Origin of the sequence: Agrococcus casei LMG 22410 (genome assembly GCF_900163565.1) — a bacterium.
Lineage (GTDB): Bacteria > Actinomycetota > Actinomycetes > Actinomycetales > Microbacteriaceae > Agrococcus > Agrococcus casei.
This window is the reverse complement of sequence record NZ_FUHU01000036.1, coordinates 15387-38443: the sequence shown is the minus strand read 5'-3', so window position 1 is coordinate 38443 and position 23057 is coordinate 15387. Positions and strand designations below refer to the sequence as shown.

Here is a 23057-nt window from a genome sequence, read left to right as displayed (position 1 = left end):
TTGGGAGGTGTTTGCTTCAGAGTGCAGCCGAGACAGCCTCGGCGAACTGGGTGAACTCGGGGCTGTCAGCAGTGCCGAACAGCACGATCCACGAGTCTTCGGTCTGTGTCGTCATGGCGAACTCGATGTTGCCGACGTCGTCGGCGTCACGCTGGTCGTAGATCTGCCAGTCGACGCCCTCGACGGTGACTTCGCCGGAGGCGGAGGCATTGCGCAGCTGATTCGCCTGCCAGGTGGCATTCGCGTCGACGCCCTGCGTCATGGCGACGAACTCGTTGCCCTCGGTGACGTACCCGACGTACCAGGCGGCGACGTCGTCTTCTGAGACTCGCACCTCTGCCGCATTGGCGGCCCAGGTCTCAGGAACCGCGGGGACGACCGGCTCGGCGCCGAGCACGACCGCTGCCTCTGAGGCGCTCGCAGTCACATCGATCTTCGGGTCGGCCGGGGGATCGGGCCTGAGCACCACGAGGAAGATGACGAGCACCAGCACGAGCGATGCGGCAAGCGCCAGCACGAGGTTCGTGAAGTTCTGGTTCTTGAAGTGCCTGCTCCGAGAGGCGGCCTTGCGGTCGGCAGTCTCTTGAGGAGTCTCGGGACGCCCGAGCTCGGCGACGATGCGGGGCTGCTTGCTCACTGCTGCTGCGATGCCTCTGAGTCAGTCTCATCGGATGGCGCGGTCGCCCGAACAGCGTCGAGCCGGGCCTTGGCGCCGGCCAGCCATTCCTCGCAGCGATCGGCCAGAGCGGTGCCGCGCTCCCAGAGCGAGAGCGAGCGCTCGAGGGTCGTCTGGCCCGATTCGAGGGCCTGCACGACGGCGACCAGCTCTTCTCGCGCCTCTTCGTAGCTGAGCTCGCCGACGGGGCGCTCTTCGGGCGCGGTGGCGTGCGGTTCAGTCATGCTTCGATCCTACCTTCTTGTCAGCGGTGAACGGATGTCACGTCGGCGTCGAGGGTGCCGTTTGCGACGGTGACGAGCAGGGCGTCGCCGGGAGCTGCGTCAGAGGCACTGCGAACCACTCCGCCGCCCGCGGTCTGGACGACCGCATACCCGCGGTCGAGGGTCGACTGCGGACTCAGCGCGCGGAGGCTGCCGGTGAGGCGCTCGAGCGAGGTGGAGCTGCGCTCGAGCGTGCGCTCCATGAGCTCGTCGGCCCGCTGCACGAGCCGTGCGAGGTCGTCGGTGTGCGCGTCGATCAGCGACTCGGGGCGCTGCAGCGAGGGGCGGCTGCGAATCGATTCGACGCGTTCGATCTCACGCTGCACGAACTGCGTGAGCCGGGCGCGCAGCTGCACGCGGGACTGGTCGATGCGGATGCGCTCTTCGGCGACGTCGGGAACGATCCGCTTCGCTGCGTCGGTGGGGGTGGAGGCACGCAGGTCGGCCACCTCGTCGAGCAGCGGGCGGTCGGCTTCGTGCCCGATCGCCGAGACCACAGGTGTCGTGGCGGCTGCGACAGCTCGAACGATGGCCTCGTCGCTGAACGGCAGGAGGTTCTGGAAGTCGCCTCCGCCGCGTGCGATCACGATGACATCGACCTCAGGGTCTGCCTCGAGCGTCGCGAGCGCGTCGAGCACGGTGGGCACGGCGCGGTCGCCCTGCACTGCCGCGTGCGCGACGCGGAACCTGACGTCGGGCCAGCGCAGCGTCGCGTTGCGGATGACGTCCTTCTCGGCGTCGGAGTCCTTGCCTGTGATGAGGCCGATCGTGTTGGGAAGGAACGGCAGCCGTCGCTTGCGCTCTGCGGCGAACAGGCCCTCCTGCTGCAGCTGCTGCCGCAGCCGCTCGAGCCGTGCGAGCAGCTCGCCGAGCCCCACATGCCGCATGTCGGAGGCGACCATCGAGAGTGTGCCGCCCTTGACCCAGTAGTCGGGCTTGACCAGCGTGACGACTCGGTCGCCCTGCTCGAACTTCTCGGTCAGGCGGGAGGCGGTGCTGCTCCAGAGGTTGAACGAGACCGTGGCGTCGGCTTCAGCGTCGCGCAGCTTGCCGAACACGTTGCCGCGGGAGTTCGACCACTGCGTGACCTCGCCCTCGACCCACACGCTGCCCAGCCTGCCGATGTAGTCCTTCATCGTCATTGCAAGCCAGTGCACGCTGCGCGGTTCATCGGGGGTTCCGGTCACCTTGCTCATGGGGCCTCCTCGGCCGGGAATCGGGGCATCTACAATGGAGGCGTGACAGTTACCAATGGCAAAGTTCCTCTTTCGATGCCGCGGCCTCCGCTGGTTCGAAACAGGCTAGTGGACACCGGTGACACATCGCCCAGGCGAGTGCTGCTGGCGAACCCTCGCGGCTATTGCGCAGGGGTCGACCGAGCGGTCATCACGGTGGAGAAGGCGCTCGAGAAGCACGGTGCTCCCGTGTACGTGCGCAAGCAGATCGTGCACAACAGGCACGTCGTCCGCGAGCTCGAAGAGCAGGGCGCGATCTTCGTCGAGGAAGTCGACGAAGTGCCAGAGGGCAAGCTCGTCGTGTTCTCGGCGCACGGTGTCAGCCCCGCTGTTCGCGAGCAGGCTGATGCACGCGGGCTCAACGCGATCGATGCGACCTGCCCCCTGGTCACGAAGGTGCACCGCGAGGCGATCCGGTTCGCCCGCGACGACTTCGAGATCCTGCTGATCGGCCACGACGGCCACGAAGAGGTCGAGGGCACAGCAGGCGAGGCACCCGACCGCGTCACGGTCGTCAACAACCCCGAAGAGGCCATGACCGTCGAGGTCAGAGACCCCGACAAGCTGGTCTGGCTGTCGCAGACGACGCTCTCGGTCGACGAGACCATGGAGACGGTGCACCGCCTGCGCGAGCGCTTCCCCAATCTCCAGGATCCGCCCAGCGACGACATCTGCTACGCCACGCAGAACCGCCAGGTCGCCATCAAGAAGGTCGCGCCCGAGGCCGATCTCGTGATCGTGGTCGGCTCGGCGAACTCGTCGAACACCGTGCGCATGGTCGAGGTCGCCCTCGAGTACGGCGCCAAGGCGGCGTACCGGGTCGACTATTCGAGCGAGATCCAGCAGGAGTGGCTGGACGGAGTCGCGACTGTCGGCGTATCGAGCGGCGCATCCGTTCCCGACGTGCTCGTGCAGGAGGTGCTCGACGAGCTCCGCGACGCAGGGTTCGGCGAGATCGAGACCGTGACCACCGCTGAGGAAGACCTGGTGTTCAGTCTGCCCAAGGAGCTGCGTCCCTCGCGCAAGTAGAAGAGGGGCCGAAGGCCGTCAGGGAACTCACAGTGCGCAGGCATATCCTGCACAGGTCCCCAGATTCTCCCCAAGGAGCACCCATGGCCGCCCAGAAGCCCACCAACAACTGGCTGCAGTTCTCGCACATCCTGCTCGGACTCGGCGCCATCGCGCTGGTCTGGAACATCATCCAGACGACGCGCACCTACTTCGACTCCGACGCGGCAGGCTTCGACTTTGGACTGTTCATGCAGGTGTTCGTCTACACCGGCGGCAGCCCGATCATGATGTTCATGGTGTGGGCGCCGCTCGTGCTGCTGCCAGCAGGGCTCATCGTGTGGCTGATCGGCCGCTCGAAGCCCAAGGACCGCTACCGCGACGGCACGCCCGTCGCCGGCGTCGAGCAGGGATCGGGCACGACGAACCACCCGGGCACCGAGTTCTCGCAGGGAACCGGCGTGCACCCGGCCAACCCCAACGCATTCGGCACCGCTGAGTCGCACACCGACCGCTCGAACGACGAGCCTCGCTGAAAGCTCCGGTCAGTCGTATGATCGGGGCATGAGCTCCAACGACACGAACGACTGGGCAGAGCAGATGGCCGAGGGCGAAGAGTCTGACGGTTCGATCGGCAACGGCGCCGAGCCACGCGCAAGCGAGCAGCTGGGCATGTACGGCGGCGAGGATCGCCGGGTCGACAGCGAAGACACTCCCGACGGCTACGAGCTGCGCGACGAGGAATGGGCCGATGACGACCCAGCTGACGTCGACGTCGAGCACGGAGGCGAGAGCACCGCGCGCGACACTGACGACAACGGCGTCGACGACACTGTGATGCCCGAAGGCACCGACATCGTCATCGACGAGTACTGACCCGCCCGGAGGCGGGCGTCAGACTACTTGCCTGACCAGCCTGCTGAGCCGAGCTCTTCGGCTGCCAGCTTGACGCGGGCCGCCATGGCGCGCTCGGCGGTCTTGCTCCAGGCGCGGGGGTCGTAGACCTTCTTATTGCCGACTTCACCGTCTACCTTCAGGAAGCCGTCGTAGTTCTTCAGCACGCTGTCGGCGATCGAGCGTGAGTACACGTACTGCGTGTCGGTGTCGATGTTCATCTTGATGACGCCGTTCGCGACCGCGGTCTCGATCTCCTCGAGGCTCGAGCCCGAGCCACCGTGGAACACCAGGTCGAGCGGCTTCTCGCCGGTGCCGTACTTGGCGGCCAGCCCGTCTTGGATCTCTTTGAGCAGCTCAGGACGCAGCTTGACGTTGCCTGGCTTGTAGACGCCGTGCACGTTGCCGAATGTGAGGGCTGTCAAGTAGCGGCCCTGGTCGCCGAGGCCTAGTGCCTCGACCGTGGCGATCGCGTCTTCGAGCGTTGTGTAGAGCTGATCGTTGATCTCGTGGCTGACGCCGTCTTCTTCACCGCCGACGACACCGATCTCAACTTCGAGGATCTGCCCGAGCGCTGCAGTGCGCGGCAGGATCTGCTTCGCGATCTCGAGGTTCTCCTCGAGCGGAACAGCCGAGCCGTCCCACATGTGCGACTGGAACAGCGGCACGCCGCCGTCTGCGACCCGACGCTCGCTCTCTTCGATGAGCGGCATGAGGAAGCTCTCAAGGGCGTCCTTGGGGCAGTGGTCAGTGTGCACCGCCACGTTCACGGGGTATGCCTTCGCCACCTCGGTGATGAACTGAGCCGCAGCGATTGCACCGCCTGCGCGGTTCTTTACGCTCTGACCGGCGAAGAAGTCTGCTCCGCCCGTCGTGACCTGGATGATTCCGTCAGAGCCGGCCTCAGCCAGACCCTGTAGCGCAGCGTTGATCGTCGACGACGACGAGACGTTGATGGCAGGGTATGCGAACGCGTTCTGCTTCGCCTTCTCGATCATCTCGACGTACTGTTCTTGAGTTACGACAGGCATGGGTGTCCTCCGCTCGACGGGTTCCGTTCGGCTTGAGTCTAGTTCGGCAGAACACAACTTGCGAGGATCCCTGCCGTTCCGTCATCCAAAGTTCCGTAAGCTGGCATCGGAAACATCAGCGCTGCCGCCTATCCGACAAGGAGCCCCCTGCAATGAGTGAAGAGCCGACAGCCTACGAGCACCCCGACCGCAACATAGCAATGGAGCTGGTGCGCGCTACAGAAGCCGCCGCGATCCGCGCTGTGCCTTGGATCGGACGCGGAGACAAGAACGGTGCTGACAAGGCTGCCGTCGATGCGATGCGCACGTTCCTGGGCACCGTCTCGCTGGACGGCACGATCGTCATCGGCGAGGGCGAGAAGGACGAAGCGCCCATGCTGTTCAACGGTGAGGCAGTCGGCAACGGGCGCGGACCCCAGTGCGACATCGCAGTCGACCCGATCGACGGCACCACGCTCACCGCATCCGGTCGTCCGAATGCGATCAGCGTCATCGCAGTGTCGGATCGCGGCACCATGTTCAACCCCGTCGACGCGTTCTACATGGACAAGATCGTCGCCGGCCCCGAGGGCGTGGGGGTCGTCTCGCTCGACCAGTCGATCGGCGACAACATCAAGGAGCTGGCTCAGGCCAAAGGCAAGCACATCTCTGAGATGGTCGTCGCGATCCTCGACCGGCCCCGCCACGAAGAGCTGATCGAGCAGGTGCGCGCAGCGGGTGCCGGCACCCGTCTCATGCGCGACGGTGATGTCGCAGGCGGCATCAACGCAGCCAGATGGGAGTCGCGAGTCGACATGTGCGCCGGAACAGGCGGCACCCCCGAAGGCGTCATCACTGCCTGCGCCATCAAGACGCTCGGCGGAGTCATGGAGGGGCGGCTCAACCCGCAGTCCGACCTCGAGAACAAGAACGTGCTCGCCGCGGGCCACGATCTCGACCGTATCCTGCGCCTCGACGACCTCGTCTCGAGCGACAACACCTTCTTCGTCGCTACCGGCGTCACCGATGGCGAACTGCTCGACGGCGTACGCCGCAAGGGGCCATTCATTCGCACGGAGTCGCTCGTGCTGCGCTCGAAGACCGGCACTGCTCGACGCGTCATCGCAGAGCACCAGGCTGCGAAGTGGCTCGAGGCCGACGCCGCGCACGCATAGTGCTGACGCCGCCCGAATGCTGAACCGCCCGGTCCCGTCTCAGAGACGGCACCGGGCGGTGTTCTGTGCGGAGGGTCTCAGACGCTCCAGCTGAAGTCGTAGCTGCCGCCGCCTGCGATCAGCATAATGAGCCAGATCAGCGAGAAGATGAACCCGATGGCACCGCCGATGATGCCGATGAGCGACATGACCTTGTTCTGGCGCTTCTTCAGGGCGATGATGCCGATGATGATGGCCGCGGCGCCGAACAGCATGCCGACGACGGGGAGCCATCCGTTGAAGAATGCCAAAATGCCGAGCACAAGTGCCGTGATGGCGAGGCCCTTGCCGGGCCCATTCGGTTGACCTGTGTTCTGGCCTGGTGCGCCATAGGGGTTCTGGACTCCGGGCTGGCTGCTGTAAGGCTGCTGACCGGGAGCTGCGCCGTACTGCGGTGCAGGCTGCTGGCCCGGCTGCTGAGAATAGGGCTGCTGTGGGTTGGTCATATTCTCATGATGCGCGGTTTTTCTGACTGTCGGCTGAACAGGAGTGGTGCGAGAACTGCCGCACGATCCTTGTCAGGCGACCGATACTCTGGAGGGACACACTTCAAGGAGGCAGTTGATGGCGATCAACAAAGAGGTCGGGAGCGCCGCAGAAGCGGTGGCCGACATTCCAGACGGGGCTCTGCTGTCAGTCGGCGGCTTCGGCCTGTCGGGTAACCCGATGCAGCTCATCGAAGCGCTGCACGAGCGGGGCACCAAGGGACTCACAGTCGCGAGCAACAACTGCGGCGTCGACGACTGGGGGCTGGGCATCCTGCTCGGCGGAGGCCAGATCGACAAGATGATCTCGTCGTACGTCGGCGAGAACAAGGAATTCGAGCGCCGTTACCTCACGGGCGAGCTCGAGCTCGAACTGACACCCCAGGGCACACTCGCTGAGAAGATGCGAGCCGGCGGTTCTGGCATCGCAGCCTTCTACACCCGCACCGGTGTCGGCACGCAGGTGCAGACTGGTGGACTCCCACAGCGCCACGATGCCGAAGGCAATGTGGTCAAGGGCAGCGAGCCGAAGCCGACACAGGTCTTCGAGGTCGACGGCGAGAAGCACGAGTTCGTGCTCGAAGAGTCGATTCGCGCAGACTTCTCGCTCGTGCATGCAGCAAAGGCCGACCGCTACGGCAACCTCGTGTTCAACAAGGCTGCTCGCAACTTCAATCCGCTCGCCGCCATGAGCGGCAAGGTCTGCATCGCGCAGGTCGAAGAGCTCGTCGACGCGGGCGACATCGAGCCCGATGACGTGCATCTTCCTGGCGTGTTCGTGCACCGCGTCGTCGTGGTCGGCAAAGACATCGAGAAGCGCATCGAGCGCCGCACCGTCCGAGAGGAGCAGTAGCCATGGCGCTGACACGCAATGAGATGGCAGAGCGCGCCGCACAGGAGCTGTGGGACGGCGCATACGTCAACCTGGGCATCGGGCTGCCGACGCTCGTGCCGAACTACGTGCCGGCAGACCGCGAGCTCGTGCTGCAGAGCGAGAACGGCATCCTGGGCGTCGGCCCGTACCCGACCGAGGCGAATGTCGACCCCGACCTGATCAACGCGGGCAAAGAGACCGTGACGACGCTGCCGGGCACCGCGTTCTTCGACTCTGCGACATCGTTCGCGATGATCCGCGGCGGCAAGATCGACGCCGCCATCCTCGGGGCCATGCAGGTCTCGGTCGCAGGCGACATCGCCAACTGGATGATTCCCGGCAAGATGGTCAAGGGCCCCGGCGGCGCGATGGACCTCGTGCACGGCGCCGGCAAGGTCATCGTGCTCATGGAGCACGTCGCGAAGGACGGCTCGGCGAAGATCGTCAACGAGTGCTCGCTGCCCCTCACGGGCAAGGCCGTCGTGCACAGGATCATCACCGACCTCTGTGTGCTCGACGTGACTGAGCAGGGGCTGAAGCTCGTCGAGCTGGCTCCTGGCGTCACGCTCGAAGAGGTGCGAGAGAAGACCGAGCCCGAGGTGCACGAGTAGTCAGTCGTCGCCGTCTGCGAATTCAGCGGCGGTGAGGGATGCGGGGGCGCTGTCGAGATCGGCAGCGCCCTCGATCGTCTTCGCCCGACTGAGCTTCTCGAGCTTGCGAGCGCTCACCAGCACGCGCGTCTCGAGTGTCGAGTTGAACGAGTTGAAGTGCTTCACGGTCGATTCGATCGACTTGCGCAGGCTGCTGATGTGGCCGGCCATGGTCGCGAGGCGCTCATACAGCTCGGTGGTGAGGCGCAGGATCTCGTGCGCCTCGTCGGTCGCCTCGGTCTGCGACCACGTCGTGGCGATCGCCCGCAGCAGGCTGAACAGCGTGACCGGGCTGGCCAGCGCGATCGACTTTGAGAAGGCGTGCTCGAGCAGGCCGGGGTCGGCATCGAGCGCTGACGAGAGCAAGGCCTCGCTCGGGACGAACAGCACGACGACCTCTGGAGCGCCCGCGATCTTGCGCGCGTACTCGCGCTTGGCCAGCGCATCCACGTGCCCCCTGAGCACGCGTGCGTGCTCGGCGAGCAGTCGTGACCGCTCGGCTGCGTGCTCGCTGCCGCTCGGCAGGGCGGAGGCTCGGAGGTAGGCGTCGAACGGAGCCTTGGCGTCGAGCGCGAGGTGTCGGTCGCCGGGCAGGTGCACGACCATGTCGGGCCTCGAGCTGCCGTCGGCGGTGCTCGTCTGGGTGTCGAAATCGACTCGCTCGATCATGCCCGCAGCCTCGACCACTCGCTGCAGCTGGACTTCGCCCCACATGCCGCGGGACTGCGACGACGACAGCGCCTGCGAGAGGGAGTCGGCGGATGCGCGGAGCCGCTCTTCGCTCTCGAGGGATGCCCGAAGCTGCTGGGCGAGGGCCCCGTGCTGCTGCTCGCGCTGCGTCTCGGCGGTGTGGACGCGATCGCCGAGGGTTCGCAGCTGCGCCGCCATCGGAACGAGCTGCTGCGCCAGCAGGGAGTTCGACTGTGCCTGGTCGAGCTGCGACTCGTAGCCGCGCACGGTCGCCTCAAGCGCGGCGTTCTCGCGGTCGAGTGCGTTCACGCGCTGTCGGGCACGAGACGAGGCGATCACCCAAGCGGCAAGCCCCGCGAGCGCTGCGGCTGCCACGAGGGAGGTGATGAAGAGCCAGACTGCGATTTCGATCATGATGACAGCCTTGCAGGAGCCTCTGACACGAGTGAGCGGGGCGTCAGCGCCACCAGGCCTCGAGCGCCTTCTCGGCGTCGGCCTCGGGGCCGATCTGCAGGTATCTCGCCGCGCAGATCTTCAGCAGGTGGTCGAGGCTCGATGCCTCGTGCCGTGCTGCGGCGTGCACCACGATTGCGGCGCAGGCCTCTGCGTCAGCCGCGGCGTCGTGGTGCTTGAAGTCTTCGAAGCCCGCCGCCATTGCCGCCACCGGCAGTCGGTATGAGTCGAGAGAGTACGTCTTGCGGGCGATGCGCAGGGAGTCGGCCCAGCGCGACTCGGGAACCGGCATGCCGCTGGCCTTGGCCGCTGCCTTCATGACGCCCATGTCGAAGCCCGCGTTGTGCGCGACGAAGACGTCGTCGCCTGCGAACTCGAGGATGCGCTGCTGCTGGTCTGCCCAGTCAGGGGCGTCGACGATCATTGCGGGGGTGATGCCGTGGATGCGGATGTTCCATTCGAGGAAGGAGTCGTGGCCGGACGGCGGGCGGATGAACCAGCTGTCGCGGTCGACGATCTTGGAGTCGACGACTTTGACCAGACCCACCGAGCAGGCGGAGGCGGCGGAGCCGTTGGCGGTCTCGAAGTCGATTGCGGTGAAGCTGAGCGGCATGCGTCCATCCTCGCACCTGCCGCTGACACGAGCCGCTGGTCGCTCGGCTGATGCGCCAAGATGGATGCATGCCGACAGCACTCGAGACAGCACTGCAAGCCATTGACGCGACCGAGCACGACGCCGCGTGGGCGCTCGTCCGCGAAGCAGAACTGGTGGTTCCGGCCGTGGTCGCAGACCCGAAGAACCCCGCGTCGGGCCGCTATCTGACGATTCAGCACGGCGACCTCACGGTGGTGCTGGCGTTCACGTCGCAGAAGAAGGTCGGGGGATTCCGCACCCAGACGAAGCGGGCGTTCAAGACCACAGGCGAGCAGCTCGCCGCCGGAGTTCCCGAGGGCGCAGCGATCGGCCTCAACCTCGGTCAGCCCGATTCGCGGCTGTTCCTCAACGAGGTGATCACGGCGTAGTGAACGCGCTCACGCGCGGGTCAGGTGCACTGCGAGTACTGCTCGGTGCGCTGCATCGTCGGGCTGATGGCCGACAGGGCGGCTACCGCCGATGCCTTCGTATTGTCGAGCGTGACCTCGACGGCCGGAGTGCGTCCGTACGAGACGAAGGTGTACGTCGATCCCTCGACCGCCACGTTCACCCAGTCGACGTCGTCGACCGTGGTGCACGCAGCCGATGAGGGTGCCGGCTCAGCAACCCCGCACCGCATGATGACGGCCGTGGGGGAGCCCCAGGCGCCGGTCGCCTGAGCGGACGTCTGACGCTTGTCGAGCTGCACCTCGCCCTCGCTGATCGCATCGGGAAGATTCAGCACGATCGACGCGCATCCCGGGTCGCTCGCGTTCTCGGCGGGGTCGACCGCGACGGTGCCGCCGTTCGAGCACCCGCTCAGCAGAAGTCCGACGGCCGCAGCCAGTGCGAGGAGGGCAACGGGGCGACGCTTCATGCCTCCAAGGGTATCGCGGCACAGGCCCCTGCCCGCCCGCTCGCTAGAGTCGTACCGTGACAGCAGACGACCGCATCCGAACCGTCGGCGAACAGGCCGCACTGGCCCGCATCATCGCCCGCCTCACGCCCGCAGACGCGGCAGTGGTCGGACCGGGCGACGACAGTGCGGTGCTCGCAGCCGGCGGCCAGACCGCCATCACGACCGACACGATGTTCGAGGGCGGCGACTTCAGGCTCGACTGGTCGACCTTCGCAGACCTCGGCACCAAGTGCGTCACCACGAACCTCACCGATGTCGCGGCCATGGGGGCGCGGCCCACGGCACTCGTCATCGCGCTCGGCGTGCTCGCCGACACGACCGTCGAGCAGCTCGAGCAGTTCGCGGATGCGGCGAGCGCGGCGCTCGCGAAGCAGGCTCCCGGAGTCGGGGTGGTCGGCGGTGACCTCTCGGTCAGCCCCACCACAACCATCGCGGTGACGGCCCTCGGCGACTTGGAGGGCCGCTCGCCGGTGCTGCGCAGCGGCGCCCGGCCGGGTGACGCGATCGTCGTCTGCGGCGAGCTCGGGCTTGCCGGCGAGGGACTCCGGCTGCTGCTCGAGGGCACGCCGCCGGATGACCTGCGCCGCACGCACCCTCGCGAGATGCAGGCGCACCTGGCGCCGATCGCTCCGGTTGCGGCCGGTGCGCAGCTGGCGAGGCTCGGCGCGACGTCGATGCTCGACGTGTCTGACGGACTCGTGCTCGACGGATTCCGCGTGGCCCGCGCATCCGCCGTCCGGCTCGACTTCGATCGTGCCGCCCTCGACTCGTACGACGCGCCGCTCGAGTCGGTGCTCTATGGCGGCGAGGATCACGCGCTGCTGGCGACGGTGCCGGCCGATGCGGTCGAGCGCGTGCTGAGCGAGCTCGGGTCGGATGCCCGGGTCGTCGGCAGCGTCGAAGCCGGCGAGCCGCAGGTCACGACGGGCGGTCAGCCGCTCGAGGAGCGCGGCTGGGACCCGTTCACTCGCTGATCGTCGGAGCCTGCGCACGCATGAGCGTGTAGACCATGGTGTCGCCGTAGGACTTCTCGCGTAGCACCTCGAGGGTCTCGGGAATGGGCGGCTCGCCCGCCCGCTTCGCCTGCTCGAGGGCGACGACGGCATCGTCGGAGAGCCTCGGCGCGAGCAGCTCGAGCACCTCTGTGAGCACGTCGCGCGCCAGGTCGTATGGAGGGTCGATGAAGACGAGGTCGAACTCGGCTCCGCTCTCGGCGAGGAATTTCTGCGCCTTCGCCGCCACGACCGTCGCTTCGCAGGCGCCGCGCTTCGCGACGGCGCTCGCGTTCTGCTTGGCGATCTGCACGGCCTGACGGGCGAGCTCGACGAGCACGACGCTCGAGGCTCCGCGGCTTGCCGCTTCGAGGCCGAGGGCTCCGGTGCCGGCGAACAGGTCGAGGGTGCGGGCGCCGTCGATCTCGCCGCGGGCGTCGAGTGCGCCGAAGAGCGCTTCGCGAACGCGCTCGCTCGTGGGGCGGGTTCCTGAGGCTGGCACTTTCAGTGAGGTGCCCGAGGCGACTCCGGCGATGATGCGCGTCATGTCGTCCATTTCAGCACACCCGACGAGCACCGTGTCACACGTGCTCGCTACGCTGTTTGCGTGCTCGAACGCGAACTCACCACCGTGCTGTCGAAAGAAGCGGCGAAGCCGTTCATCGAGCATCTCGGCATGCAGACCATTGGCGATCTGCTCTGGCACCTGCCGCGCAGGCACTATCGCCGCGGCGACCTCACCGACTTCGCCGACATCGAGGTGGGCGAGTTCGTCACGCTGGCGGCCCGCATCACGAATGTCGCCTCGCACACCTCGTACCCGCGCGGCAAGGCCCTGCAGCGCACCATCGTGACGATCTCCGACGGCCGCCGCAGCCTCGACCTGGTGTTCTTCAATCTCAAGCGGTTTCAGCTGGCGAAGCTCGTCAAAGGCGAGTCGGGCATGTTCTCGGGCACGGTCAACCGCTTCAACTCGAAGCTGCAGCTGCAGCATCCCGAGTGGGAGCTCTTCGATGACCTCGACGACAGCCAGCAGAACGCTTGGGTGAGCGGGCTCGTGCCGGTGTACCCGGCGACGAAGAAGGTCTCGTCGCTGTCGATCCGCAAGGCGGTGCGCACCTTGCTCGAGCGGGTCGACCTCGCAGAGGTGACGGATGCCGTGCCGCAGCACGTGCGCGAATCCCACGGTCTGATGCGGTTCGGCGAGGCGCTTGGCGCCTACCACGTGGCTGAGAGCGACGAGCGGCTCGAAGAGGCCAAGCGTGCCCTCAAGTGGCACGAGGCGCTGCAGCTGCAGGCGTCGCTCGTTGTGATGCGAGAGTTCACGAGGCGGCTCGCTTCGACGGCACGGCCGGTCGGTGCGCTGCTGGCCGAGTTCGACTCACGGCTGCCCTTCGATCTCACTCCCGACCAGCATCAGATCGGCGACCAGATCGCAGCAGACCTCGACCGGCAGCACCCCATGCACCGGCTCGTGCAGGGCGAGGTCGGCAGCGGCAAGACGATGGTGGCCCTGCGCGCCATGCTGCAGGTCGCCGAGACCGGCGGCCAGTCGATCATGCTGGCGCCCACCGAGGTGCTTGCGTCGCAGCACTTCAGGTCGATCGTCGACTCCCTCGGGCCAGAGCTCGCTGCCAAGCTCAACCCCGTGCTCATCACGGGGCAGCAGCCAGCGGCTGAGCGCAAGCGCAGTGCCCTCGCAGCCGCGAGCGGCCAGTCGCTCATTGCGGTCGGGACCCACGCGCTCATCAGCAAGAAGACGACATTCGCCGATGTCGGCCTTGTCGTCATCGACGAGCAGCATCGCTTCGGCGTCGGGCAGCGCGAGGCGCTGCGCAGCAAGGGCGTCGAGCCGCACACGCTGCTGCTCACTGCCACGCCCATTCCGCGAACGGTGGCGATGACGGTGTTCGGCGATCTCGATGTCTCAGAGCTGCGCACGATGCCTGCCGGCCGCACGCCCATCGGTACGCATGTCGTGAGCGAGCGGCAGAGCCCAGGGCTGATGGCCAGAGCATGGCAGCGAGTCGGAGAAGAGATAGCAGACGGCCGCCAGGCCTTCGTCGTCTGCCCCGCGATCGAGCCGGGCGAGGCCGAGCGCGGCGCCGACCTGCTCAGCGCTGATCCGGCCGGCGCCGAGCTGCCCGGTGCCGGAGCGCAGCCGACCATGGCAGACGTCGCGACGACACTCGAGCGGCTCCGGCACGTCGACGCGCTGCGTGGGGTGCGCATGGCCGCGCTCACCGGAGCCATGTCGGCCGACGAGAAAGATGCGGTGATGCGCGCCTACGCGGCTGGCGACATCGACCTGCTCGTGGCGACGACGGTGATCGAGGTCGGGGTCAACGTGCCGAACGCCACGGTCATGGTCGTGCTCGACGCCGATCGGTTCGGGCTCTCGCAGCTGCACCAGCTGCGGGGCCGCGTCGGCCGAGGCGAGCATCCCGGCCTCTGCCTGCTGGTCACTTCGGCGCCGCCGACCAGCACTGCGGGCGAGCGGGTGGCTGCGCTCGCGGCGACCACCGACGGATTCGCGATCGCCGAGTTCGACCTCGCCCAGCGGCACGAGGGCGATGTGCTCGGCAGGCGGCAGTCCGGTGTGGTCTCGAGCCTGAAGGTGCTGCGGGTCGGCGAAGACGCAGACATCATCCGCGAGGCTCGCATCGCAGCCGGCGAGCTCATAGAAGACGACCCACTGCTCGAGCGCACCCCCACGCTGCGTCAGGCAGTCGCCGCGCTGTCGGCTGAAGCGCGCGTCGCACTGCAGTCGGCCTAGCGCCGCTTCTGCCTCGGCGCAGACGATATAGAATCGTGCATATGTCTCGCATCGCTGTCGTGCCCGGCTCATTCGACCCCATCACCCTGGGGCATCTCGATGTCATCGAGCGTGCGAAGGGAATCTTCGACGAAGTGCACGTTCTGGTCGTGCACAACCCCGACAAAGACGCGTTTCTGCCCGTCGTCGAGCGCGAGATGCTGATCCGGCAGGCGCTCGAGGAGCGCGGCATAGAGTCTGGTGTCGAGGTCAAGAACTGGTCGGTCGGCCTGCTCGTCGACTACCTGCAGCAGGTCGGCTCGCGCGTCATCGTGAAGGGCCTGCGGTCGAACGTCGACCTCGCCTACGAGACGCCGATGTCGATCGTGAACCGCGACCTCGCGCACGTCGAGACGGTGTTTCTGCTGACGTCGCCCGAGAACGCGCACGTCTCGTCGTCGCTCGTGCGCCAGGTGTCGCAGCTGGGCGGCGACATCAGCCCGTATGTTCCGCGCGCGGTCGCCACGTTCCTGCAGCGACACAAGACGAGTGCACCGTGACGGCACCGTTCGCTGAGGCGATCGAAGCCGAGGTCTCGCGGGTCATCGACGGCAAGCCCGAGCAGATCCGCACGGTGCTGACCGTGCTCCTGGCAGGCGGCCACGTGCTGCTCGAAGACGTGCCCGGTGTCGGAAAGACACAGCTGGCCCGCGCATTCGCCGTGGCGATCGGCGGCAGCGTGCACCGCATCCAATTCACTCCCGACCTGCTTCCGAGTGACATCACCGGCGTGAGCGTCTACGACCAGGAGACCAAGCACTTCGTCTTCCATGCGGGCCCGGTGTTCTCGAACATCGTCATCGGCGACGAGATCAATCGCGCGAGCCCCAAGACGCAGTCTGCGCTGCTCGAGTGCATGGAGGAGTCGCAGGTCACGATCGACGGCGAGACGCATGTGCTGCCGAAGCCCTTCATGGTGATCGCGACGCAGAACCCCTTTGACATGGACGGCACATTCGCCCTGCCCGAGGCGCAGCGCGACCGATTCATGGCCCGCCTCGAGATCGGCTACCCCGACCCGGGCGCAGAGCTTGCGATGGTGCAGTCGCGAAAGACGGATGCGCCCATCGACAGCCTCAGCGCCGTGACTGACCTGCCGACGTTTGCGCAGCACATGCAGCAGGCCCGCGAAGTCTTCCAGCACGAGGCGGTCGAGAAGTATGCCGTGCTGATCGTGCGAGCGACGCGCGAGCTTCAGAATGTGCGACTGGGGGCATCGCCGCGGGCGACGCTGCAGCTCATGCGGGCTGCCAAGGCCCGTGCCTACATCGACGGCCGCGACTGGGTCTCGCCCGATGACGTGCGGGCCCTTGCGCCGCTCGTGCTCTCGCACAGGCTGGTCATGCGCGACGCTGATGCCAGCTACGAAGTGGCGGCGCAGGCCGTTGAGCAGGCCGTCGCATCCGTTCCTCCGCCTGCGGTGCGCCAGCGCTGATGCTGCTTCCCACGCCGCGAGCCGTTGCACTTCTCGTTGCGGGTGCACTCACGGCAGTCGTGGCGTACTGGACGCTGCAGCAGGTGCTGCTCGTGCCCGCTGTGCTGATGCTCGCGGTGCCGGTCATCGGGCTCGTCACGCTCATCCCGGCCATCCGCTCGAAGGGGGCCTCGATCACGGTGCCGAACGACCTCCGCGAAGGACACGGCGGATGGGTCGAGGTGCAGGCGCCAGAAGCATTCACGGATGCGCAGTACCGGTGGAAGTCGCTGGCCAGCGGATTCAGAGTCGCCTGGGTGCGTCTTGACGGAAGATCCGGGTCATTCCTCACAGGAGACCTGCGCCGAGGCGTGCACGAGCTTGCGGGTGTGCAGGTGCGTGTCACCGACGTGTTCGGCACCTGGCGCTGGCAGCCGCGAGTCGGCGGCAGCCATCGCATCGCAGTCGGTCCGGTCACGGTGCCCCTCGACGAGGCGCTGAGGTCAGGCTTCGGTGCGAGCGAAGCTGCTCGCCTGACGGGCGTGACCGACCAGATGGACCAGCTCATCCGCGACCACAGGCGGGAAGACGGCGTGCGTCGCATCCACTGGCGCCAGTCGGCCAAACGCGACCGGCTGGTCGTGCGCAAGGAGGAGCCGCCCGCTGCGGGCCGCGCCGTCGTCATCGTCGACACCTCGAAGGCCGGCTACGCAGACGACGACGAGTTCGACGCTGCGATGCGCACCTTCATCTCGCTCGCGGGGCTGCTGCGCCGTGCGGGCACCGAGGTGACCTATGCCGAGACCACTGAAGCCCAGCTGCCTGCACAGGCGGCGCGCTTCAGCGACCGGCAGCTGGCGAGGGCGCTCGCTGAGGTCGCGACACAGGATGCAGAAGCACGGATGCCGAGCCGCGGCCGCATGAGCGCTCACGTCGTCTGCGGGGCCCGGCCGTCGCAGCCGGTCGCCGAGTACATCGCGACGCTCGGCCGACGCGACACGGTCTGGGGAGCCGACCACGCTGTCGTCGAACGCGGCACTGCGGCACGCCTGCCGCTCATCCGCTCAGAAGACGACTACCTCTCGGAGCTGTTCGCATGACCGATCGCCGAGCAGCGACCCGCACGCGAGCAGCAGACGGCCGCGAGAGCGGATCCGTCGCGCTCGCCTTCGCCGGCGTGCTGTTCGCGCTCGCGATCTCGAGTGTGCTCACGGCTTCGAGCGCCTTCACGAGCGGCTGGATCATTCCCGCAGCGGGCATGGCTGCAGTCATGGTGCTTGTCGGGCTCGCTGTGCGGCAGCTCACGCGCAGCAGCTTCAACGGCAGGGTGACGGCCTGGTGGCTGCAGGCCCTGGTCGCGATTGCGATGCTGCTCGGTCTCGAAGCCGCGAAGTCGGGGTTCTCGACCGGGCCGTGGGAGACAGCGAAGTCGTTCGGCGAGTCGTTCGCCTACGGCATCGGCAACATCGCCTGGTACCACAGCGTGCCGATCGTGGTGGGTGAGACGGTGCTCCCCGCGATCCTGTCGGCTGTCGCGCTGATCGTGCTGCTGAACGATCTCGTCATGCGCGTCGTGCGCGTGCCGGCGCTCGCGGCAGTCTGGCTCTTCCTGCCGCTGCTGCTGCCGATGCAGCTGCCGGTCGAGATCAGCATCCTTCCGGTCATCGCCGTCGCGGTGCTGTTCGCGCTCGCTCTGATGCTGTCGTCGAAGACGGGAGTGCGGATGCGCAGGCACGGTCTCGTGGCCGTCGCTGCGGTCACTGCCGCGGTCGTCGCGTTGCCGCTGCTGGTGCCGAACCCTCGCGATGCCGGAATCGCGGCGCCGGACTGGCTGACCCAGGAGGGGCAGGGCGTGTTCCCGCCCGCTGTTCCGCTGCTGTCGACTGACATCGACCTGGCTGCGAACCTCAAGCGCCCTCAGGCCGTCGACGTGCTGCAGTACACGTCGGACACCGGAATGGGCACGTATCTGCAGCTGACCACCCTGGGAGACGCCTCACAGGGCGGATTCACCGCGTTCCCCGAGGGCAGCAGCGATGCTCGTCTTCCCGAGGGCGACGACATCGAGAACGGGATCGCGTGGTTCTCCCAGACGACGGTGACGATGACGAGCCTGGGCATGCGCTCCGACAGCCTGCCCATTGCTCCTGGTCAGCCGAAGGACGTGACGACGAGCCTCGACTACGCCTTCGACCCGGTGACCGAGGCGTATTCCCTCTCGACTTCTCGTGATCGCATTCCAGAAGGCACGGAGTGGACCTCCTCTGGAATGGCACGACTGGGACTTGCCGGCCAAGTGACGATCTCAGGGTTTCCAGCGACGGCTCCAGAGCCCGGACTCCCGCTCACGGATCTGCCGGATGAGCTTTCGGGTCTGCGTGACATGGCGGCCGAGATCGTCACAGATTCCGACGGCACCGATCTCGACATGGTGATGGCGCTGATCGAGTTCTTCACTGACAACACCTGGCAGTACTCGGAAGAGATTCCGTTCGCCGGATTCGGCGACGATGCCGATGGCCAGTGGAGTGCGCTGCTCGAGTTCCTCGAGGCGCGGGTCGGCTACTGCGTGCACTATGCCACTGCGTTCGCCGCGCTCGCTCGGGCGCTCGACATCCCGTCGCGGGTCTCTGTGGGCTTTCTACCCGGCATGATGTCTGACGGCATCTACACGGTCACGACCAATGACATGCACGCCTGGACCGAGGTCTACATTCAGGGCATCGGCTGGATGATCGTCGACGTCACCCCTCCGGTTGCCGCGGGCCAGCTGCAGGCTTCGGATCTCGGCGACAACCCGTTCGGCCCGAACGGCACCGAGCCGACGCCCTTCGACCCTTCTGAGTCTTCGACGACTCCGAGTGACTCGCCCAGCGCATCCGCGTCTGATCCGAGCGACTCGCCTTCTGACTCGGCCGAGCCCTCGCTCGCTCCCGACCAGCCCGGCGACGAGTCGTCGGCGCTGCCCACCGCCACAGACGATGCGGGCGAACTCGACGAGCCCACACGCATGCATCCGGGGTGGATCGTGACGCTGCTGCTTCTGCTCGTGCTGCTGCTGCCGATGGCCGCACGCGGTGGCCAGCGGCTCGCGCACATGCGCGGGGGAGCCGCCGGAGCGTGGCGCGAGATCGTCGCGACCGGTGTCGATGCCGGTGTCGACGTGCCGCAGCATGCGACGCCGAGGCTTGTGGTGCAGGCGATGCAGCCGCGGCTCTCTGACGACGGCCTCGAGGCGCTGCAGCGCATGCGATCGGCAGCCGAGTCGGCGGCGTTCGGGCCTCCGGATGCACCCGTCGACCCCGTGTCAGACGAAGCGAAGGCGGATGCAGAGCTCGTCTCCAGAGAGCTCTGGCGGCGGGTGCGCGGGCCAGAAGCGCTGCTGCGGCGGATGCTGCCGATGAGCCTGCTGCCTGAGCCGTTACGCTCGAAGCAGACCTAGGAGGGAACACATGGCGATTCATCTGCTCGGCGGCGGCTGGGCCGAAGACGAGACCACCTGGACCGGACGGTTCATCGACGAGGCGCGCGAGCGTGCGGGCACGGCTCCGAACATCGTGTGCGTGCTCTGGGCCCCGACTGCTGAGGAGGGGCGCGCCTGGCACGCTGACTACGAGCGCGACCTGATGTCGAGCGGAGCGGGCACGGTCTCGATCGTGCAGCTCACCTCAGACCGCCAGCTCGAGCCGACCGACCTCGGCAATGCCGACGGCATCTTCGTCGGCGGCGGACTCACCCCGGGATACCACCGCGCGATGATGCCTGCGGCCGACACGGTGCGCGGGCTCGTGGCATCTGGCGTGCCGTACGCGGGCGTGTCTGCCGGCGCCATGATCGCCGGTGACCAGGCACTCGTGGGCGGCTATCGAATCGGCGGCGTCGAGGTGTCGCGCGAGGCGTTCAGCGAAGGGCTCGAAGACGTCACGCTCGATGCCGGCCTCGGGCTGGTCGACCTCGTCGTCGACGTGCACGCGGCGCAGGAGGGCACTGTCTCGCGTGCCATCGCGCTGGTTGACGCAGGGCTTGCCGAGCGCGTCGTCGCGGTCGACGAGAACACGTCGCTCATCGTCTCGCCCGCGGGCGTCGAAGTGGCGGGCCTCGGCAGCGTCTGGGCCGTGCAGCCGGGCGAGCAGGGCGTGAACGTCACGGTGCTCGCCGCCGACCGCTGACGGCCGACATGATCGAGCCCCTGCCGCATCTGGTGGCCCCGGACTGGGCTGAGGCCCTGCGCCCGGTCGAGCCGGTCATCCGCTCGATCGGAAAGCGACTTCGCGACGAGGGCGCACCGTATCTTCCGGACGGCTCGCGCGTGCTGCGCGCGTTTCAGGAGCCGATGGCGGATGTGCGGGTGTTGATCGTCGGACAGGATCCGTACCCGACGCCCGGGCATGCGATCGGTCTGTCATTCGCAGTCGACCGAGCTGTGCGGCCGCTGCCTCGGTCGTTGCAGAACATCCGACGTGAGCTGCGCGACGACGTCGGTGCCCAGCCTGCTGAGCACGGCGACCTCTCGCACTGGAGTGAGCAGGGTGTGCTGCTGCTGAACCGCGTGCTGACGGTTGCGCCGGGTGAGCCCGCGTCGCACAAGGGCTGCGGCTGGGAGCAGGTGACCGAGCGTGCGATCGATGCGCTCGTGGCTCGTGGCGGGCCGCTGGTGGCTGTGCTGTGGGGAGCGCAGGCTCGCTCGCTTGCGCCTCGACTCGGTGACGTGCCTCGGGTCGAGAGCGCGCATCCGTCGCCGCTGTCTGCCTCGCGCGGATTCTTCGGCTCGAGACCGTTCTCGCGCGTGAACGCGCTGCTGGCCGAGCAGGGTGCCGCCCCAATCCGCTGGTAGTTGCGAAAAACGCACGGGTTTGACGGTCAAACCGGTGCGTTTTTCGCAACAAATGCGGGTGTCGGGGGTACCGGGCATGATGGATGCATGACCACGTTCGACGATTGGCAAGAGCAGCGGCGGCGCACCGATGCCGATGCGCAGGCCGCGGCAGCAGCGACAGGGTCAGGCGACGCGACGCTGACCGACCTGGGCCTGGGCATGTGGCTCGTCTCGGTCGCCGGCACCAACCGCGGCACCATCACGCAGCTCGAGGTGCACGGCGAGCAGCGCTACAGCGCACGCCTGCGACATTTCAACCCGGGGCAGGGCGTGCTGATCGGGGAGTACTGGGAGCTCGAGAAGGCCGTCGCCGCGATCCTCGCCGAGACACCGAAGCTGCAGGGCCGCGACCCGTTCAGACAGCTGACCAACTACGCCTCGCGCGACGACATGCGCGAGCGAGCCGAACGCGCGAGACTGCGCAGAAGGGCGGGCCGCTACAGTGCCTGACGCCGCGACCGATACAGAGCTGACACGTGCCACCGCGCTTGAGCTGTGGCAGCTGATCCGCGACGGCGATGTGACCGTCAGCCAGGTCACCGAGCACTTCAGCGACCGCATCGACAGGCTCGACACACACGGCGCGTTCGTTGCCAAGAGTCCAGAGCTCGCCAGCGATCGGGCCGCCCGGCTTGATGCCGCGAGCGACCGGTCAGCTGTGCTGTTCGGGCTGCCGATGGCTGACAAAGACCTGCACCTTCGCGCGGGTGTTCCGACAACGTTCGGGTCGAGGGCGTTCGCAGGCTATGTGCCAGAAGAGACGGATGCGCTCACGACGCAACTCGACAGTGCCGGTGTCGTCTCGCTCGGGAAGACCGCTTCGCCTGAATTCGGGTTCGCCGGCTACACCTCGTCGCTCGCGCACGGGCACACGACGATCCCGGGGCACCCCGAGCTCGGTGCTGGCGGCTCCAGCGGGGGAGCAGCCGCTGCTGTCGCTGCCGGACTCTTGCCCTTCGCTCCGGGAAGCGATGCTGGCGGCTCGGTGCGCATCCCAGCCGCGGCGTGCGGCATCGTGGGGCTCAAGCCGTCGAGGGGGCGGATTCCCGCACTCGGCGGGCAGGGAAGCATCGGGCAGCTGGCAGTCGCCGGTGCGCTTGGCCGCTCCGTGGCAGACGTCGCCCTTCTGACAGACGGCATGATTCCGCGCGAGCACGGCAGCACCGACTATGCGACGGTGCTGCGAAGCCCCGAGCTCGATGACGGCTCGCTGCTGGCATCGGCCATCAGGGGCGAGCTCGCCGATGGACGCAAGCGCGCTCGCATTGCGGTGCTGACGGGCGAGACCCCCTGGCAGGATTTCGTCGACACACCCATCAGCCCAGAGGCCAAGGAGGCTCTTGCGCGAGCCGTCGAGGGGCTCAGTGCTGCGGGCCACGAGATCGAAGAGCTCGAGATGCCTGCTCTGCCTGGTTACGCCGACGAGTTCGTAGCCCTCTGGCACTTCAACGCGGCAGCCCTGCCGGTGACCGACGAACAGTTCGAGCTGCTCGAGCCGCTGACCCAGGAGTTCGTCCGTTCCGGCCGCGCGATCGGCCCTCGCCGGGTCGTGCAGGCGGTGCAGGCCTTCGCCGGCTACGAGCAGACGGTCGTGCGCGCATTCGCGCCGTACGACGCGGTGCTCACGCCGACCACGGCGTTGACGCCGAGGCCCGTCGGCTGGCACACGGATGACCCGAAGGTGAACTTCGAGCGGCAGTGTCAGTACACCCCTCACACGTCGTTCGTGAATGTCGTGGGGCTGCCTGCGCTGTCGGTTCCGGTGCTGGCTCTCGACGAAGGCATCTCGATGAGTGTGCAGCTGATCGGACGCCCGGGCGACGAGGCTGGCATTCTGGCGCTCGGCCGCCAGCTCGAGCGGCGCATCCCGTGGCGGGAGAGGGTCGAGGCGGCGTTCGCGGCGTGATCAGTCGCTGACAGCTTCTGCGGTCTGCCGAAATGCTTGGATCTGCCCA

General features: G+C 67.3%; 26 protein-coding genes. 17 read left to right on the top strand and 9 right to left on the bottom strand.

Annotated features, from left to right (window positions below):
* Positions 1-16: 16 nt before the first annotated feature.
* The 3 genes from CZ674_RS08525 to xseA are packed head-to-tail and all read right to left on the bottom strand — an operon-like array spanning position 17 to position 2135.
* Positions 17-637 (bottom strand): DUF4245 family protein, encoded by a 621-nt coding sequence (locus CZ674_RS08525; protein ID WP_159456943.1) that lies wholly within the window; start codon positions 635-637, stop codon positions 17-19.
* Entirely contained in the window at positions 634-900 is a 267-nt protein-coding gene (locus CZ674_RS08520; protein ID WP_086992093.1) for an exodeoxyribonuclease VII small subunit, read from the bottom strand. Before CZ674_RS08520 ends, CZ674_RS08525 begins: the two co-directional genes overlap by 4 nt.
* A gap of 20 nt (positions 901-920) precedes the next feature.
* Positions 921-2135 carry an exodeoxyribonuclease VII large subunit gene (gene xseA, locus CZ674_RS08515; RefSeq protein WP_086992092.1) on the bottom strand — a complete coding sequence of 405 codons (1215 nt, stop codon included), beginning with the start codon at positions 2133-2135 and terminating at the stop codon, positions 921-923.
* A gap of 75 nt (positions 2136-2210) precedes the next feature.
* Here xseA and CZ674_RS08510 point away from each other — a divergent pair, with 75 nt between their 5' ends.
* The 3 genes from CZ674_RS08510 to CZ674_RS08500 all read left to right on the top strand — a co-directional run bounded on the left by CZ674_RS08510 (position 2211) and on the right by CZ674_RS08500 (position 4058).
* The gene (locus CZ674_RS08510) at positions 2211-3203 is read left to right on the top strand and encodes a 4-hydroxy-3-methylbut-2-enyl diphosphate reductase (RefSeq protein WP_086992091.1); all 993 of its coding nucleotides are present in this window, start codon (positions 2211-2213) and stop codon (positions 3201-3203) included.
* Between the two features lie 83 nt (positions 3204-3286).
* Positions 3287-3718: a hypothetical protein gene (locus CZ674_RS08505; protein WP_086992090.1), complete on the top strand. Its 432-nt coding sequence runs from the start codon at positions 3287-3289 to the stop codon at positions 3716-3718.
* Positions 3719-3746: 28 nt separating this feature from the next.
* Positions 3747-4058 (top strand): hypothetical protein, encoded by a 312-nt coding sequence (locus CZ674_RS08500; RefSeq protein WP_086992089.1) that lies wholly within the window; start codon positions 3747-3749, stop codon positions 4056-4058.
* A 23-nt stretch (positions 4059-4081) separates the two neighbouring features.
* Here the strand turns inward: CZ674_RS08500 and fbaA are convergent, their stop codons facing one another.
* Positions 4082-5107, bottom strand: a complete 1026-nt coding sequence (gene fbaA / locus CZ674_RS08495) for a class II fructose-bisphosphate aldolase (protein WP_086992088.1) — start codon at positions 5105-5107, stop codon at positions 4082-4084.
* Between the two features lie 152 nt (positions 5108-5259).
* On the opposite strand from fbaA, the gene glpX reads away from it, so the two are divergent.
* The gene (gene glpX, locus CZ674_RS08490) at positions 5260-6261 is read left to right on the top strand and encodes a class II fructose-bisphosphatase (RefSeq protein WP_086992087.1); all 1002 of its coding nucleotides are present in this window, start codon (positions 5260-5262) and stop codon (positions 6259-6261) included.
* A gap of 77 nt (positions 6262-6338) precedes the next feature.
* Here the strand turns inward: glpX and CZ674_RS08485 are convergent, their stop codons facing one another.
* Positions 6339-6746, bottom strand: coding sequence for a hypothetical protein (locus CZ674_RS08485; RefSeq protein ID WP_086992086.1), 408 nt, complete (start codon positions 6744-6746; stop codon positions 6339-6341).
* A 118-nt stretch (positions 6747-6864) separates the two neighbouring features.
* Between CZ674_RS08485 and CZ674_RS08480 the strand changes: the two genes are divergently transcribed.
* Together CZ674_RS08480 and CZ674_RS08475 are read left to right on the top strand one after the other, a co-directional pair.
* The gene (locus CZ674_RS08480; RefSeq protein ID WP_086992085.1) at positions 6865-7638 is read left to right on the top strand and encodes a CoA transferase subunit A; all 774 of its coding nucleotides are present in this window, start codon (positions 6865-6867) and stop codon (positions 7636-7638) included.
* Positions 7639-7640: 2 nt separating this feature from the next.
* Positions 7641-8270, top strand: coding sequence for a CoA transferase subunit B (locus CZ674_RS08475; protein ID WP_086992084.1), 630 nt, complete (start codon positions 7641-7643; stop codon positions 8268-8270).
* On the opposite strand, the gene CZ674_RS08470 is transcribed toward CZ674_RS08475, so the two are convergent.
* Positions 8271-9413: a DNA recombination protein RmuC gene (locus CZ674_RS08470; protein ID WP_086992083.1), complete on the bottom strand. Its 1143-nt coding sequence runs from the start codon at positions 9411-9413 to the stop codon at positions 8271-8273.
* A gap of 43 nt (positions 9414-9456) precedes the next feature.
* Positions 9457-10065 (bottom strand): exonuclease domain-containing protein, encoded by a 609-nt coding sequence (locus tag CZ674_RS08465; protein ID WP_086992082.1) that lies wholly within the window; start codon positions 10063-10065, stop codon positions 9457-9459.
* Between the two features lie 68 nt (positions 10066-10133).
* Here CZ674_RS08465 and CZ674_RS08460 point away from each other — a divergent pair, with 68 nt between their 5' ends.
* Positions 10134-10475 carry an SseB family protein gene (locus tag CZ674_RS08460; RefSeq protein WP_086992081.1) on the top strand — a complete coding sequence of 114 codons (342 nt, stop codon included), beginning with the start codon at positions 10134-10136 and terminating at the stop codon, positions 10473-10475.
* Positions 10476-10495: 20 nt separating this feature from the next.
* Here the strand turns inward: CZ674_RS08460 and CZ674_RS08455 are convergent, their stop codons facing one another.
* Entirely contained in the window at positions 10496-10963 is a 468-nt protein-coding gene (locus tag CZ674_RS08455) for a DUF3515 family protein (protein ID WP_086992080.1), read from the bottom strand.
* Positions 10964-11019: 56 nt separating this feature from the next.
* Between CZ674_RS08455 and thiL the strand changes: the two genes are divergently transcribed.
* A complete protein-coding gene (gene thiL, locus CZ674_RS08450) occupies positions 11020-11979 on the top strand; it encodes a thiamine-phosphate kinase (RefSeq protein WP_086992079.1) in 960 nt (319 codons plus the stop codon).
* Here the strand turns inward: thiL and rsmD are convergent.
* Entirely contained in the window at positions 11969-12544 is a 576-nt protein-coding gene (gene rsmD, locus CZ674_RS08445) for a 16S rRNA (guanine(966)-N(2))-methyltransferase RsmD (RefSeq protein ID WP_086992136.1), read from the bottom strand. The genes thiL and rsmD overlap by 11 nt on opposite strands.
* Positions 12545-12604: 60 nt before the next feature.
* On the opposite strand from rsmD, the gene CZ674_RS08440 reads away from it, so the two are divergent.
* From CZ674_RS08440 to CZ674_RS08400, 9 genes are all read left to right on the top strand, one after another.
* Positions 12605-14773, top strand: coding sequence for an ATP-dependent DNA helicase RecG (locus CZ674_RS08440; protein WP_086992078.1), 2169 nt, complete (start codon positions 12605-12607; stop codon positions 14771-14773).
* 41 nt (positions 14774-14814) lie between these two features.
* Positions 14815-15312, top strand: a complete 498-nt coding sequence (gene coaD / locus CZ674_RS08435; RefSeq protein ID WP_086992077.1) for a pantetheine-phosphate adenylyltransferase — start codon at positions 14815-14817, stop codon at positions 15310-15312.
* Positions 15309-16247, top strand: a complete 939-nt coding sequence (locus tag CZ674_RS08430; protein ID WP_086992076.1) for an AAA family ATPase — start codon at positions 15309-15311, stop codon at positions 16245-16247. Before coaD ends, CZ674_RS08430 begins: the two co-directional genes overlap by 4 nt.
* A complete protein-coding gene (locus CZ674_RS08425; protein WP_086992075.1) occupies positions 16247-17326 on the top strand; it encodes a DUF58 domain-containing protein in 1080 nt (359 codons plus the stop codon). Before CZ674_RS08430 ends, CZ674_RS08425 begins: the two co-directional genes overlap by 1 nt.
* On the top strand, positions 17323-19668 hold the full coding sequence (locus CZ674_RS08420; protein WP_086992074.1) for a DUF3488 and transglutaminase-like domain-containing protein: 2346 nt from the start codon (positions 17323-17325) through the stop codon (positions 19666-19668). The genes CZ674_RS08425 and CZ674_RS08420 overlap by 4 nt, the downstream gene beginning before the upstream one ends.
* A 10-nt stretch (positions 19669-19678) precedes the next feature.
* The gene (locus CZ674_RS08415) at positions 19679-20395 is read left to right on the top strand and encodes a Type 1 glutamine amidotransferase-like domain-containing protein (RefSeq protein ID WP_086992073.1); all 717 of its coding nucleotides are present in this window, start codon (positions 19679-19681) and stop codon (positions 20393-20395) included.
* 8 nt (positions 20396-20403) lie between these two features.
* Positions 20404-21060 (top strand): uracil-DNA glycosylase, encoded by a 657-nt coding sequence (locus tag CZ674_RS08410; RefSeq protein ID WP_086992072.1) that lies wholly within the window; start codon positions 20404-20406, stop codon positions 21058-21060.
* An 87-nt stretch (positions 21061-21147) separates the two neighbouring features.
* Positions 21148-21552, top strand: coding sequence for a hypothetical protein (locus CZ674_RS08405; protein WP_086992071.1), 405 nt, complete (start codon positions 21148-21150; stop codon positions 21550-21552).
* Complete coding sequence (locus CZ674_RS08400; RefSeq protein WP_234988519.1) at positions 21545-23008, top strand: amidase; 1464 nt, start codon at positions 21545-21547, stop codon at positions 23006-23008. The genes CZ674_RS08405 and CZ674_RS08400 overlap by 8 nt, the downstream gene beginning before the upstream one ends.
* Positions 23009-23057: the final 49 nt, after the last annotated feature.